Raw genomic sequence first — 13,431 nt, 5'->3', positions numbered from 1 at the left:
TCACGCGGTCTTGCGGCCGCGAAACCGCGCTCACGAGGTAGCGACGTCGTCGTACTTCGTGTACGTGGCGTCGCCGGGGTAGTTGTCGTCCCGGCTGGTCAGCGTCAGCGTGTAGCTGTGGCCGGCCGTGATCGACGAGGTCACCTGCTTCCAGCCCGAGGACGAGACGCAGGTCTTGGCCAGCACGGTCTTGGTGGTGCCGGCCGTGTTGTCCTTCAGCGTCGCGGTGGCCCAGTCGTAGGTCACGGTGTCCGGGCAGGTCACGTTGTACCAGAAGCTCAGGGTGCTGTTGCCCGAGGCGGCGGTGAAGGTCTGGGCGATCGACGAGGTGTTGCTCGGGCTGGTGTTGCCGAGCTGCGCCGCGTCCGAGCCGCTGTGCGGGCCCGAGGTGGTCACCGAGGTGACGCCGGAGGCCGTCCAGCCGGACAGGCTGCCGGTCTCGAAGCCGCCGTTGGTGATGGCGTTGCCGCCGCCCCCGGTGGTGCCGACCGACCACGAGAAGCTGGCCGAGCCCGACGAGGGCGTCGAGTCCGAGGCCGTCACCGTCGCGGTTCCGCTGGCCGAGGCCGACGGGGTGCCGGAGATCAGGCCGGTCGAGCTGTTGATCGACACGCCGGCCGGCAGGCCGGTCGCCGAGTAGGTCAGGGTCAGGCCGGCCGAGGAGCTGGCGGTGACCGGGAGGCTGACTGCCGTGCCGACGGTCCAGCTCTGCGTGGGGATCGGGCTCACGGTCACGGTGTCGGTCGAGCCGCCGTGGTTGATGATCGGATGCGAGATCGCGCAGGCGTTGGTGTCGTTGGACCAGCTGGCCTGCTCCGCGTACGTGCCGAAGGAGCCGAAGGATATGTTGGCCGCGCCGCCGGAGGTGCCGGGGGACAGCCACGCGCACTCGTCGGAGTTCTCCTGGCCGTTGTAGGAGGAGCCGGTGTTGTTGGTCCAGCCGCCGGCCGGGTTCTGGTCGGACATCATCTCGTGCCACTCGTGGCCCATGGTGATGGTCCAGCCGTCCAGGGTGCCGGGGCTGTTGACGAAGCCCACGCCGCAGCCGGCGCCGGAGTCCATGTTGTACGGCTGGTTGGAGAACGCGATGTCCCCGTAGGGGGAGGTGACGGCGCCGCCGGTCAGGGTGCTGTCGCCGTTGTAGTCGTGCCAGGCGCAGTACTGGTTCTGGTACTGGTCCGGGTTGGTGCCGTGCGGGGACAGGATCACGTAGTACGCGTCGCGGTTGGCGGCCGCGGTCGTGTTGCCGAAGTGCGCGGCGGCGTTCACGGCCTCCTGGCCCAGCTGGTGGCCGCTGGCCGCGGACGGCGAGGCGGTCGAGGTGTCCTCCCAGACGCCGGCGAGCACGCCGCCGGACTGGTAGTTGACGTACTGCGAGGCCGGCAGGCCGGTCGGGCAGACGACCGCGCCGGCGGCCACGCCCGGGCCGTCGCACCACTGGGTGAGGTCGGCCGACCACAGCTCGCCGTTGGTGCCGATGCCCTTGAACATCTGCTGCGCGGCGCCGGCGGCGCTGTCCGGGTCGCCGGAGAACTTGGCGTTGCCGTTGGCGTCAGTGGTCTGACTGCCCCACTGGGAACCGTAGAAGACGAGGTAGACCTTGCTCTTTCCGCCGTCCTGAACGCCTATGCCGTCGATGCCGCCGCCGTAGGACAGCGTCTCGGGCCCGGTCGTCGCCGGCCGGGCGTGGGCGTTGTCCCAGGACTGCATCTTCTGGTGCTGCTGGAGCGTGGGGATGACCCCGTGGCGGTACGGGTGGCCGGACGAGGGGTTGTACGGGTTGGCCGTCGCACTGGCGTGCGGGGCCGGCGTCGCCGCGGCGACCGCGGCTGTGCCCGCGATGCCGAGGGCGGCGCAACCCGCGACGGCGAGCGCCGTGCGCAGAGCTCGCCGGGAGGCGGGGGTGTGGGGACGGGACACGTGGTCTCTCCGATCTCGGATGGTGCACTGGCGGTGGGGTGGCGCAGTGGTGCCGAAATCCGACGACTGTTCCGGGCGCGCAGGATTGCCGCCGCTCGGAGCGGTGCGTCAATGTGAGAAGAACCCGATGACACGGGCTGGCCAAGAGCGATCTGTCTTGCCAGATGAGAAAGTAGAGAAGATCTCTGCTGACGTCAACGCCGCGATTCGGCAAATTCTGAGTAAAGGCTGTGAAGCCGGAATCTTGATGCGCGGCGCTGTCGCGGCCAGGCCGCGGGAAGGCGGCCGGGAAGCCGCAGAGAGGGGCGCCGCGGGCCGGCGCGAAGCGCCGCGAGGCCGGCGCCGGACCGGTTCCGGGGTGGCGCGGACCGACCGTTCCGACCTCTTGTTTATCAGAATATTGAGCTGTACGTTTTCACGACCGGCACACCGTTTCCCCGCCAGCGGCATCCCAGTCCGCGGGCGGGTCCTCGCATATCCCTCGCATATCCGCCACCTACCCCGGCGGATCAAGACGGAAGTGGTGATGTCGCATGCCCGAGATCAGGTCCCTGCCCCCTATTGGTCTCTCGCTCTACCGGATCGTCGTCGGCTTCCTCATGGCCTGCCATGGGGCCTCCACCCTGACCGGCTTCCCGGTCAAACCGTATGGCGGGCACACCGCCGCCCTGACCGACTGGCCCGACGGCGTCGCCGGGCTGCTCCAACTGGTCTTCGGCGTTCTGGTCGTCCTCGGCCTGGGCACGCGGATCTCCGCGGTCGTCCTGTCCGGGACCATGGCCTACGCCTACTTCTCCGTGCACCAGAAGACCGGGCTGCTGCCCATCGCCAATGGCGGCGAGCAGGCAGCGCTGTTCTCCTGGTCGTTCCTGGTCATCGCGATCGTCGGGGCCGGTCCGCTGGCCCTCGACACACTGCTGGCGCGTCGGCCGGACGACGTGGTCGGCGCCCGGATCAGCCGCTGGCTGAAGCCCTCCGGCCTGCCGAAAGCCGTCGGCCAGGACTGAGCTCGGCGCGTTTGCCTCGTGCGTTGCTCTGCGCGCTGCCTCGCGTGCTTGCCCGGCGCGTTGCCCGGCGTGTTGCCCGGTCGTTCCGGCACTTCGGTGCCGGGGCGGCCGGGCTCTCGGTTTCAGAACCCTGACGCGTCGGTGAACTCGTCGTACTCGGAGTCCGAGTCCGGCGGGTTGTAGCGCCGTCGCCGCCGCTCGGCCGCGTCGCCGCTGAAGGCGTCGCCCTCCTGGTCGCGCCCGATGGGCATGGCTCCCGGGGTCGTGAGTTCGAGACGCTGGCTGTTGTTCGTGATGAACGCGGCCCCGCTCGCCTCGGCCCGCTCGATGATCCAGTTCCTGGCGGCGGTGTGGTGCGCCAGGAACTCCGGCATGAGCCAGCCCGGGTAGAGCACGTCGTGGGTGCCCGAGGCCTCCACCCGGTAGCCCAGCTCGCTGCCGATGAACAAGTTGGTGGCCTGGAAGCCCCACGCGCAGGCGCGGCAGGCCATCTTCACGCCGCCGATGTCGACGGTCCTCGTACCGCGCCGGCCCTGCCGCCAGCGCGCCACCTCGTCGCTGAGCAGCGTCATCTCGCCGTGCTGGGAGCCGTTGCTGCCCTTGCCGACGAACCAGGCCCAGGTGTCGTCGCCGTGCAGGAGGCTGTCCGCGATGGCGGCCAGCTCCGGGTCGTCGCCGTGGACGCGGCCGTATTCGCCCGAGAGCAGGGCTCTGAGCTTGACCCGGTCCTTCTCGTCCCGCGGGCTCAGGTTCAGGCTGTCCCCGTCCTCGTTGAGGTAGCGGGCGATCATGGCCATCGCCTTGGACTTGTCCTTGTCCTTGATCTTCTTGGCGCCCGAGTTGCCGGCGACGCCGATCCGGCCCTCCGGCAGGAGGATCGCGGCTATGTGCGGGGTCTTGATGGCGCTGATGAGGGCGCGAGTGATGCGGTCCAGCATCCGGCGGACCACGGGGTTCGCCGCGGGCTGTTCCGTGTAGGCGTCCTCGTAGTCGCTGAAATCGCTGTCGTACTCGCGCCGCTCCGGCTCCCGAAGCGAGTAGGACTTGGGGCTGCGTTGGACGACGACGGGCCCGGAGGCGCTCGCGGGGCTCGCCGCGCCGATGTCCTGGAGCGCACGACGCTGTGCGGGAGTCGCGGGAGTCGCGGGAGTCGCGGGAGTCGCCTCGGCGGGCGACCGCGCCGCGGTCCGCGCCGTCGTCCGCCTCGGACCGGTCGCGGCGGCTCGCGCGAGCTCGGGCCGCCTGTCAGCCTGCTGATGAGCGTGCGCATGCATATGCCCAGTATCGGCAGGCGCGCCCGGCCGGTCAGGAGCCGATCGGCGGCACGTTCGGGCCGGGCCGGCGCCCTTCCGGCCGCGATCCCACGATCGGGGGATCGTGTCGAATCGGGCAATCCGCCGCGCCGATGGGTTCGAATCGTTGCTGTGGACGCTACTGACGACGGCTTCGAACCGGCTCCGCCCGGCGGTCTGGAGGACGCCGCGGCGTTCGAGCTGGCGACGCCGCACCTGGCCCGGGTGATGGCGGATCAGGCCTTCCGCCTGCTCGGCGATCGCGGACGCGGCGAGGACGTCGTCCAGGAAGCGCTGTTGCAGATGTGGCAGCATCGCGAGCGCTTCGACCCGCGCCGGGGTTCGGTGACCGCCTGGGCGCTGGCCATCGTCCGGAACCTGTCCGTCGACCGGATCCGCCACGATCAGGCGGCGGCGCGCCGGGAGGAACTGTTCGCCGCGCGGGCGAGGCCGGTTCCCTATGACGAAGTCCTGGACGCCGTCGAATGCGTGCTCGAACACGAGCGCGTGCGCCTGTATCTCAGAAGCCTCACCGATCTGCAACGGCAGGCGGTCCATCTGGTCTACTTCGACCGACTCGGAATCGCCGAAGCCGCTGCCCGTCTCGGCATTCCGGCGCCGACTCTGCGCACCCGCCTGCGCGACGCGCGGACAGCGTTGGAGCAGATGCTTCGGATGGAATGATGAATGCTTCCGAACGGGTGAAGAATGTCTATCTCGGCAAACAGTGGAAAAGGTCTGTCACGTATCACAGTCGAGCGCCCGGCAGGGCTTTCGCTGCATTCCCAAGAACTCGTGCACTGATTCGACAGGAACCTACCCATGGCCCGAGCCAGACGCCTTACCCGGATCCTCCCCGGCATCGCCGGCGCCGCGAGCGTCGCGGTGCTGTCCGCCGGCATGAGCGGCGGAGCCCCCACCGCCGCCGCCTCCAGCCACCGCGAAGCGCCGCTGATCGCCGGCGACCCGCAGGTGGACAACACCGACGTGTACGCCTTCTCCAGCCCGGACCGGCCGGACACGGTGACGTTCATCGCGAACTTCTCCCCGTTCCAGGAGCCGGTCGGCGGCCCGAACTTCTACCCGTGGGCCACCGACGCGCAGTACGACATCCACGTCGACTCGCACGGCACCGGCAAGCCGGACCTGACCTTCCGCTACACCTTCACCAACGAGGACCACCGGGGCACCGACACCTTCCTGTACGACAACGGCCCGGTCGCCTCGCTCGACGACCCGCACCTGCTGTTCCGCCAGCACTACAAGCTGGAGGAGATCAAGGCCGACGGCACCAGCACGGTCCTGGTCGCCGACGGCATCGCCGCCCCGTCCGACACCGGCGCGGCGTCCATGCCGGACTACGGCAAGCTGCGCAACCAGGCCGTCACCGGGTTCACCGGCGGGCAGACCCTGGTCGGCCAGGCCGCCGACCCGTTCTTCCTGGACCTGCGCGTCTTCGACCTGCTCTACGGCAAGAACCTGTCGGAGACCGGCCACAACACGCTCGCCGGCTACAACGTCAACACCATCGTGCTCCAGGTGCCCAAGTCCGAGCTGGCCCTGAACCACGACCCGGCGCGCAACCCGGTCATCGGCACCTGGTCCACGGCGCAGCGCCGCACCATGCAGCTGAGCCCCGGCACGCAGACCGCCGCCGGCGACTGGGTCCAGGTCTCGCGCCTGGGCAACCCGCTGGTCAACGAGGTCGTGGTGCCGGCCGGCCTGAAGGACGCCTTCAACGGCCTGACCCCGGACAAGGACCACACCATCGCCCCGGTGGTGCAGCGGGTCCTGGACCCCGAGGTGCCCAAGCTGATCCAGGGCATCTACGGCATCCCGGCGCCGGCCGCGCCGCGCACCGACCTGGTCGAGATCTTCCTCCAGGGCATCGCCAAGGCCACCGGCGGCCCGATCCAGGCCGACCTCAACTCGCAGCTGCTCAACGCCGACGCCGACCACACCGCCTTCACCCCGGCCGAGGAGCTGCGGCTGAACCTGGGCGTCCCGAGCACCGCCCGCCCCAACCGGCTCGGCGTGCTCGGCGGTGACCTGCAGGGCTTCCCGAACGGCCGCCGCCTGGGCGACGACGTCGTCGACATCGCCGTGCAGGCGATGGAGGGCGCGGCGCGCACCGGCAAGATCGTGGCGCCGCTGGCCAACGGCGACGGCGTCAACCGGCCCGACCGGATGGTCACGAACTGCTTCCCGTACCTGGCGCTGCCCTACAACCAGGCCGTCAACAACGTGCACGGGCAGCGGAACGAGGCGCCGGCGCACCCGCAGCAGCACCAGGGTCCCCAGCACCAGGGTCCCCAGCACCAGGGTCCCCAGCACCAGGGTCCTCAGCATCAGGGCGCTCCGCACCAGGGCGGTCTGCTGGGCGGCCTGCTCGGCTGACCACCGGTGAACTCCCGGGTCGCGGCGGTGGGACTCCTTGTGGCGCCGCGACCCGGGTCCTGCTTTTTTCTCCCTGGAGCACTGTGATGAACACGAAGAGGCTCGCCGTCATCGGGGCCGGCACGCTGGTGATCAGCGTGTCGGTCGTGATCGGGCGGGGCGTCGGCGACCCGTTCGGCGACGCGTCCGGCCGGTCCGGGCCCGCCGTGCTGCCGGCCGCCGCCGCCGCGCCCACCGACCACCGCTCGGCGACGGACGCGATCGCCCAGGCCATCGACACGGCCCAGGCCGCGCTGAAGCAGAGCCCTGACGACGCCGCGCAGTGGGCCGCGCTCGGCAGCGCCTACGTCGAACAGGGCCGCGCCACCGCCGACCCGGCCTACTACCCGAAGGCCGACGGCGCCCTTCACAAATCACTGACACTCCAGCCGGCCGACAACCTCACCGCGATGGTCGGCATGGGCATGCTCGCCAACGCCCGCCACGACTTCGCCACCGCCAAGGACTGGGCCGACAAGGCGCTGGCCTTCGCCGCCGCCAACGCTACCGCCGTGGGCGTGCTCGTCGACGCCGACACCCAGCTCGGCGACTACGCCGGAGCCACCGCGGCCGCTCAGCGCATGCTCGACCTGCGCCCCGGCGTCGCCGCCTTCACCCGGGCCTCCTACGACGCCGAGCAGCACGGCCACGAGGCCATCGCCAAGGAGGCCCTCCAACGGGCCCTGGCCGACGCCACCACCCCGGCGGACACCGCGTTCTGCCACCACTACCTCGGCGAACTCGCCTTCAACAGCGGCGATCCGCACACCGCGCTGACCGAATACCGGCAGGCGCTGCACGACGACGCCACCTACACCCCGGCCCTCGCCTCCGCCGCGAAGGCCGAGGCCGCGCTGGGCGACAACGCCGGCGCGCTGCGGGACTACGAGGACGCGACGGCCCGCTTGCCGCTGCCGCAGTACGTGCTCGAATACGGCGAACTCCTGGAATCGCTCGGGCGCTCCGGCGACGCCAAGACCCAGTACGCGGTGCTGGACGCCGAGCAGAAGCTGTTCGCCGCCAACGGGGTCCTGGACGACCTGACGACGGCCCAGTTCCTCTCCGACCACGGGGACCCGCAGCAGGCGGTCGCCCACGCCCGCGCCGAGTGGGGCCGACGGCACAGCGTCCTCGTGGCCGACGCGCTGGCCTGGGCGCTGCACAAGAACGGCCAGGACTCCGAAGCCATCGACTACGCCCGGCAGGCCGCCGCCCTCGGCTGGCCCAACTCGCTGTTCGCCTACCACCGCGGGGTGATCGAGGCGGCGCTCGGCCGGCCGGCCGCGGCGCGCGCCGATCTCGCCGCCGCGCTGAGTATCAACCCTGATTTCTCGCCGTTGCAGGGCCCGCAGGCCCATGCGCTGCTGGCTCGGTTGGGAGGGTCCTGATGCCGGTCGGCGCGCTGGCGGTACGGCGGTGGCTCAGGGGACTCGCCTTCTCGGTCCTGCCGCTGGCGGGCGTCGTCGCCGTCGCGGCACCCGCCTCGGCGCATCCGCTGGGCAACTTCACGGTGAACCACTACAACGGGATCACGGTGCACGGCGACAGCATCGACGACCTCGCGATCGTCGACAGCGCCGAGATCCCGACGTTGCAGGCACGTCAGGGCCGTGACATGTCCTCGGCCGGCGTGCGGCGCTCCTGCCTAGGCGTCGCGGAGCACGTCCAGCTGCGGGTCGACGACCGGCCGGTCGCGTGGCGCGTCACCGGCGGGACGTTCGATCTGGTGGCGGGCGCGGCGGGACTGCCGACGAGCAGGCTGACGTGCACGCTGACCGCGTCCCGGGCGGGCGGGACCCGGATCGCGCTCGCCGACCGTCAGGACCCTGACCGCATCGGCTGGCACGAGATCACCGCCATCGGCGTCGGCCTCGGCCTGACCGGCTCGACGGTGCCGGAGCGGACGATCAGCGACGAGCTGCGGCACTATCCGAACGACCTGCTGGCCTCGCCGCTGGACGTCCGCGACGCGTCGTTCTCCGTCGGCGCGGCGGCCGGGGCACGATCGGCCGGCGCGCGGGGCACCGGACCGGTCGGCTTCGTCGTCGCCCAGGCCGGTCCCGCCACGCGGGCGCTGGAGCGGCTCAACGGGACGGTCGACCGGCTGATCGGGGTGCACCGGCTGACGATCGGCGTGGTGGCGCTGGCGATCCTGCTCGCGCTGGTGCTCGGGGCTTCGCACGCGATGCTGCCGGGCCACGGCAAGACGGTGATGGCCGCGTATCTGGCGGGGCGGGGCGGTGGGGTTCGCGACGCGGTGACGGTGGGCGCGACGGTGACGGCTACGCACACGGCCGGGGTGATCGTTCTCGGGCTCGTGTTGAGCGTGTCGACGCGGTTCGCGGGTGAGAATTTGCTTGCTTGGTTGGGGGTGGTCAGTGGGTTGCTGATCGTGGGTGTCGGTGGTGGGTTGCTTCGGACGGCGTGGCGGGGCCGGGGGATTGGGTTGCATGGGCATGGCCATAGTCACGGGCACGGGCACGGGCACGGGCACGGGCACAGCCACGGGCACGGGCATGGCCACAGCCACAGTGGCCATGGCCATGATCACGGTCAGGGGCATGGCGGTGATGAGCATGACCATCACCATCACGATCACAGCCCTAACCACAGCCCTGACCAGGGCCCTAACCACAGCCCTGACCACAGTCCCGTCCCTTCGGCGCGTCGCCGCGCGCTGATCGGCATGGGCGTCGCCGGTGGCCTCGTCCCGAGCCCGTCCGCACTGGTGGTGCTGCTCGGCGCGGTCGCCCTGGGACGCACCGCGCTGGGCGTCGCGCTCGTCCTGAGCTACGGCCTGGGCATGGCCGCCAGCCTCACCGCTGCGGGCCTGCTCCTGGTCCACCTCCGCAACCGTGTCAGTTCCGCCGGTTCCGCCGGCCGCGCCGGACAGGGCCGGTTCGCGAGGACCAGTGGCTGGCTCAGCAGACATCTGCCGTTGGGCACCGCCGCCCTCGTGCTCGTCGTCGGCCTCGGTCTCGCTTGGCGGTCGTTCCCGGCCGTGATGTGATGCCGGGTGGGGGCGGTCGTGGGTAACCTCCTCACCGATCCGTCGTTGCCCAGGTTGTGCGGCAATCTCCCACTCCACAGGCGGCTGATTCTCTGGGGATCCGGCTCCAGCAGCTGCGCAGGCAGCGCGGCTGGAGCCAACGGCGGCTCGCCGCCGCCGCGATCCTGTCCCACAGCACCGTCTCGCGCATCGAGTCCGGTGCCCTGTCCGGCCCGACGCTGACCGTCCTGTCCCAGTTGGCCGCCGTCCTCGAAGTGCCGGTCTCCGTGTTCGTCGACGCACCGCGGGACCACCCGCCGTCGGAGCACCCGCCACCCGGCCCGGACGCGACAGTGGCGCGGATGACGGAGGCCATGCAGGGCATCCCGACGCAGCGGGGCCACCCCACCGGCGGCGCACGCTCGGCGGGCCCGGAAGCGGCCGAAGCCCTGCACCGCCACCGGATGAACTGCGACTACCTGGCCGCCGGCAACGCCTTCCCAGCCGCCTTCGCCTGCGCGGCGGGCCACGACAACCCGGCGGTGCGAGTCGGCCTGTTCATCGACGGCGTGTTCACCGCCAAAGGCCTCGGCTCCCCCGCGACCGCCTGGATGGCCGCCACCTGGGCCCGCCACGCCGCCGAACGCTCCGGCCACCCCTGCCTGATCGCCGAAGCAGCCTTCACCACCGCCGTCCTCGCCGTGGCCACCCACCCCGCCGACAGCAAGGACCTGGCCGACGAAGCCCTGCGCTTCGACATCACCACACCAGCCCTGGCCGCCGCCAGCGGCATGCTCCACCTGGTACGAGCACTGGCAAGCATCCGCACCTCGACCGACGACGGCACCCGCGACCTGCACACCGCCCACACCCTGACCGGCCCCGCCACCGGCGCCCCCGACCGCCACGGCCTCGGCTTCGGCCCCTCGAACGTCCTCATCTGGCAACTACAACTGGCGCTGGCGGTCGATGACCTGGACGCAGCCTCCTTCGCCGCCTCCCAGGAACCGACCGGCGTCAGCCCGTCCCGCCGCGCAGGCTGGCACCTGCTCCGCGCAGAACTGGACCTACGCATCCACCGCCCCGACGCAGCAGCACGCGCACTGCGGACAGCCTTCGACATCGCGCCGCTGTACGTCGTGACACGCAACGGATTCGCAGCGTTGGCGCGAGCGACGTTGGAGGCCGGATCGTGGACGGGGCCGGCGGGGGAGCTGAGGAGGTTGCTGGAACCGCATCTCTGACTACAGCAGCGCTCCGTCTTTGATCATCGGGCAGGCTTCGAGGAGGCTGACGAGGTGATCGAACTGACGACGCTTGGCGGCGGTCCAGGATGATTTGTTGTGCTCTGACAATGCGCTGGCCACGGCCCAGACGAAGGGGAGGTGTAGTCCCTCAGGGCTGATCAAAGCTGGGTCCACGTTTCCAGATGTGGCTGAGCCGGTGCCGAGGCTGGTGGGGCAAATAAGGCATTGGATGCCCGCTTGGAACGCGGGGTAAAAGAGCACTTTAAGGCGGCTGCATATCTCGAGTAGGAGCGAGGTTCGCGATTGCGATGACAAACGTTCGGCCAGATCGAACTTTGACAGGACAACAACCAGGCTGGAGAGCCTAGCCTTTTGATCTGAACGATCTAGGCCGAAGCGGCTGACAACGGCTGTCAGCCGGCGGAGTAGACTCGCTCGAACATTAGGGGGATCCTCTAGAATCGTTGTTGTGTCCAGAACTACGAAGATCGAGTCTGCCTGCTCCACTTCGTCGTATGGATTATTGGACCCGGGCTCGAAATCCATAGCCCTTTCCTGTATGCCGCCGCTCCGTGGATCCAAGACATTGACAGCCGCCAACGGTTCCTCATCCAGCGACAGTTCGAAGATGAGGCGCCTTCCGTACAGTCCGGTTGGCTCTGGCACTTCGCCGTGATCGACGAGCCTATTCCATGCACCGGCCCAGATATGGTGTTCCTGGGCAGGCAGACAACAGGCGCGCAAAGAGCCCAATCCTCGGGACAACAGCCCGTAGGCACCCAGGATGAGAACTGATTTCCCGTTGCCGTGAGCACCGATCACAGCGACACGTACAGTTGGCACGCTCCCGTCAGCCGCCTGCGGCCACACCCGCTGCGGCGCACGCAGCGACAGCGCCGTCGAACTCTGGCCGACAGGTTGTGGCGGCGGGCTCGGCGGCTGACGACGATGGCGGTTGGGCACCAGCCCGAGGAGTTCGGCAGTAGCGGTGCCGCGTCGTTGTGGCGGCGGGAGCCCTTCAGCCTGCATTTGGTAGTGCAGAACGCGGTAGATGTCGCTGAGGCTGATCATCTCGTCCGCGTCCGGACTGCCGTTGCGCAGGAGATCCAGCAACCGGCCTGTGAACGCGGTGTGGTCCTCGCCGGGGAGAACCTTCGCTGTACGGTTGGCCGGTGCCGATGTCAGCGTGTAGGTGCCTCTGACCTCGACTTGACTGAGCACTGCTCCACCGGCGTCTGCGAGGTTCTCGCCAATGGCGCGGCCGCTGAAGCAACTGTCCAGGATCACCACTCGGGTCGCGGCGCGGCTTTCGAGGAAGACGTCGCGTACCGCGTCGAACGCGAGTGCGGTGAACGCCAGCTCATCAGGGTGCGTTCCGGCCAGCGTCAGAAAGAGCTCGTTACGTCGCGTGCCGAGCATTCCGTGGCCGCTGTAGTAGAACAACAGCAGTTCCTCCGCCTCGGCGGCGGCTTTCAGCAACAGCTTCCCGACCTGCGACACATTGGCGTCCGGAGGCGCGACCAAACAGTGTGCGGGGTCGAAGCCGCCGAGACGTGGATCAGTGAGGACCGCGGCTAGTTCCGTGATGTTGTTCGCGACTGCCGGCAGGTTCGGCAGCAGTGGATTGGTGCCTTCGTACGTCGAAGCGCCCACAAGCACGATGCGAGACCGCGCCGGGTTCACAGACTGCTGGTTCACCGTGCCACCACCACACCACGCCCCCTGCCCGGCCGCCCTTGACGCACGCGCGATTTCAGTATGCCGGGAACAGTCCGGTGCGGTGCGGTGAGCCAGTAAGCCGACGAGCCGGTAAACCCTACGTGCCAGCAGCGCCCGGCACGAGCCGCATCGCGTACCCACCCGCGACGATCCCCTTCGCCGCCTCCTCGTACTGCTCGGGAGCGTCCAGGGCCAGCGTGCCCAAGCCGTCGACATAGCGGTTCGCCATGCAGAACGCGGCGGTGATCAGTACCGTGTCGTGGATTTCGAGGTCGGTCGCGCCCTCGGTGCGCGCCGCTTCGACCATCTCCGTCGTCACCTCGCGTCCGCTCCGCTGCACCGCGGCCGCTATTCGTAGCAGGGCTCGGAGTTTCGGCGAGATCGGTGCGGTGTCGGGGTCGGCGAGGACCTGGCGGACCAGGGGCAGGCCCGCGTCCAGGTGGGTGGCGGCGATCATGGAGTGCGAGTCGCGGCAGAACGTGCATTCGTTGAGGCCGGAGACGTAGGCGCCGATCAGTTCCCGGTCGCCTGCCGGCAGTGAGTGCGGGGCGTGGAGCAGGAGGTCGGTCAGCTCCCCGATGGGCTTGGCGGTCTCCGGCCGGTATCGCATCAGGCCGGCGATGCCGGGGAACTGCTGCTCGTCGACTCGGAGGTCGATGTGCGCCACGACGGTGTCCTCTCGCGAGCTCGGCTCAGTTGCCCATCACGCTAACCGGGGCGTCCGGTGCGGACCATGGCCCGCACCGGAACCGCGCACGATGGAAGACGTTCGGGCGCACCCGGACCGCCCGGCTCCGCCCGGCTCCGCCCGGCTCAGCTCG

The 13,431-nt window shown here is 69.9% G+C and carries 10 protein-coding genes; 6 read left to right on the top strand and 4 right to left on the bottom strand.

From position 1 onward, the window contains the following. Positions 1-30: 30 nt before the first annotated feature. The gene (locus tag ABD481_RS37920) at positions 31-1,920 is read right to left on the bottom strand and encodes a putative Ig domain-containing protein (RefSeq protein WP_344670702.1); all 1,890 of its coding nucleotides are present in this window, start codon (positions 1,918-1,920) and stop codon (positions 31-33) included. Between the two features lie 533 nt (positions 1,921-2,453). Here ABD481_RS37920 and ABD481_RS37915 point away from each other — a divergent pair. Then, entirely contained in the window at positions 2,454-2,927 is a 474-nt protein-coding gene (locus ABD481_RS37915; protein WP_344670701.1) for a DoxX family protein, read from the top strand. Between the two features lie 122 nt (positions 2,928-3,049). On the opposite strand, the gene ABD481_RS37910 is transcribed toward ABD481_RS37915, so the two are convergent. After that, complete coding sequence (locus ABD481_RS37910) at positions 3,050-4,201, bottom strand: nucleic acid/nucleotide deaminase domain-containing protein (protein ID WP_344670700.1); 1,152 nt, start codon at positions 4,199-4,201, stop codon at positions 3,050-3,052. Here ABD481_RS37910 and ABD481_RS37905 point away from each other — a divergent pair. The 5 genes from ABD481_RS37905 (at position 4,184) to ABD481_RS37885 (ending at position 10,888) form a co-directional block, all read left to right on the top strand. After that, positions 4,184-4,903 carry a sigma-70 family RNA polymerase sigma factor gene (locus ABD481_RS37905; protein ID WP_344670699.1) on the top strand — a complete coding sequence of 240 codons (720 nt, stop codon included), beginning with the start codon at positions 4,184-4,186 and terminating at the stop codon, positions 4,901-4,903. The two genes, ABD481_RS37910 and ABD481_RS37905, sit on opposite strands and share 18 nt — an antisense overlap. A 138-nt stretch (positions 4,904-5,041) precedes the next feature. Continuing rightward, positions 5,042-6,616 carry a DUF4331 domain-containing protein gene (locus tag ABD481_RS37900; protein WP_344670698.1) on the top strand — a complete coding sequence of 525 codons (1,575 nt, stop codon included), beginning with the start codon at positions 5,042-5,044 and terminating at the stop codon, positions 6,614-6,616. Between the two features lie 86 nt (positions 6,617-6,702). After that, a complete protein-coding gene (locus tag ABD481_RS37895; protein ID WP_344670697.1) occupies positions 6,703-8,043 on the top strand; it encodes a tetratricopeptide repeat protein in 1,341 nt (446 codons plus the stop codon). Further along, on the top strand, positions 8,043-9,665 hold the full coding sequence (locus ABD481_RS37890) for a HoxN/HupN/NixA family nickel/cobalt transporter (protein WP_344670696.1): 1,623 nt from the start codon (positions 8,043-8,045) through the stop codon (positions 9,663-9,665). The genes ABD481_RS37895 and ABD481_RS37890 overlap by 1 nt, the downstream gene beginning before the upstream one ends. Before the next feature lie 56 nt (positions 9,666-9,721). After that, positions 9,722-10,888 (top strand): helix-turn-helix domain-containing protein, encoded by a 1,167-nt coding sequence (locus tag ABD481_RS37885; RefSeq protein ID WP_344670695.1) that lies wholly within the window; start codon positions 9,722-9,724, stop codon positions 10,886-10,888. Here ABD481_RS37885 and ABD481_RS37880 read toward each other — a convergent pair whose 3' ends face one another. Beyond that, positions 10,889-12,589, bottom strand: coding sequence for a caspase family protein (locus tag ABD481_RS37880; RefSeq protein WP_344670694.1), 1,701 nt, complete (start codon positions 12,587-12,589; stop codon positions 10,889-10,891). It lies immediately after the preceding gene. Positions 12,590-12,707: 118 nt separating this feature from the next. Further along, the gene (locus tag ABD481_RS37875) at positions 12,708-13,277 is read right to left on the bottom strand and encodes a carboxymuconolactone decarboxylase family protein (RefSeq protein ID WP_344670693.1); all 570 of its coding nucleotides are present in this window, start codon (positions 13,275-13,277) and stop codon (positions 12,708-12,710) included. Positions 13,278-13,431: the final 154 nt, after the last annotated feature.

The sequence above is a fragment of the Catenulispora yoronensis genome (assembly GCF_039531695.1).
Taxonomy (GTDB): Bacteria; Actinomycetota; Actinomycetes; order Streptomycetales; family Catenulisporaceae; genus Catenulispora; species Catenulispora yoronensis.
Note: the sequence above shows the minus strand (reverse complement) of the source record. Positions and strands in the feature narration are given on the sequence as shown.

What these genes read in the sequence shown, in the direction of transcription:
- ABD481_RS37915 (WP_344670701.1), top strand. Translation starts at nt 2,454, where the DNA reads ATGCCCGAGATCAGGTCCCTGCCCCCTATTGGTCTCTCGCTCTACCGG.
- ABD481_RS37905 (WP_344670699.1), top strand. Translation starts at nt 4,184, where the DNA reads ATGAGCGTGCGCATGCATATGCCCAGTATCGGCAGGCGCGCCCGGCCG.
- ABD481_RS37910 (WP_344670700.1), bottom strand. Translation starts at nt 4,201, where the DNA reads ATGCATGCGCACGCTCATCAGCAGGCTGACAGGCGGCCCGAGCTCGCG.
- ABD481_RS37900 (WP_344670698.1), top strand. Translation starts at nt 5,042, where the DNA reads ATGGCCCGAGCCAGACGCCTTACCCGGATCCTCCCCGGCATCGCCGGC.
- ABD481_RS37895 (WP_344670697.1), top strand. Translation starts at nt 6,703, where the DNA reads ATGAACACGAAGAGGCTCGCCGTCATCGGGGCCGGCACGCTGGTGATC.
- ABD481_RS37890 (WP_344670696.1), top strand. Translation starts at nt 8,043, where the DNA reads ATGCCGGTCGGCGCGCTGGCGGTACGGCGGTGGCTCAGGGGACTCGCC.